This is a genomic window from Mesorhizobium sp. P5_C1, from assembly GCF_054049815.1.
The window spans coordinates 1-667 of sequence record NZ_JBFULQ010001303.1; the positions used below are offsets into that span (position 1 = coordinate 1).

At 63.4% G+C, this 667-nt stretch carries 1 protein-coding gene; it reads right to left on the bottom strand.

The window, feature by feature from the left end:
* Positions 1–635 (bottom strand): nitrilase-related carbon-nitrogen hydrolase (locus ACXJ7R_RS35515; RefSeq protein WP_457155858.1); only part of this gene is annotated, 635 nt, incomplete at its 3' end.
* Positions 636–667: the final 32 nt, after the last annotated feature.

The following is a 667-nucleotide window of genomic DNA, read 5'->3' on the forward strand; positions in this document are numbered from 1 at the left end:
GCCATGGCGCGCAGCTTTATGGCCTCAGCCATGTCGTAGTCGGGCGGCGCAACGGGCAGCGAAATGTAGCTGGCGACATGAACCAGTTCGCCTTGTGCGAGGAGCGTGAAGCGCGCAAGGGTGTTTGTGTTCTCGCCGCAGGCAAGCGCGCCAAGAGGCCCGATTGCAGTGTCGTAAACTCTCAGCCCGGCCCCGTCACCGGGCGCCCAAGTCAGCTTCTCGGCCCAGGTTGGCATCAATTTGCGGTGCTTGCCGAGCAGGGATCCGTCGGGTCCTATGGTCAAAAGCGTGTTGTAGAGAGTGCCAACAGACCTCAGGCTGCGCTCGTTGATGCCGATCACGACATGGATGCCGGCATCGCGTGCAGCGCTGCGCAGGATGTCGACCTCCGGTCCCGGCTCGGTGATGGCGGCGCGCGCCAGTTTGTCGAACCAGGCTCCGCCCGTCACCGGATCGGTGATCCAGCTCCAGTACGGATAGCCCGGGATAAACACTTCCGGGAAGGCGATGATATCCGCCCCGTTGGCCCTTGCCTCGCGGATCAGCTCGACCGCCTTCTCCACCGTCGCTGGCGTATCGAGAAAGACGGGTGCCGCCTGCACCGCCGCGGCAACGAATTTCGGAAGCTTCAGCATGGCAACCTCCTGCTTGTGATCGACCGTCTGGG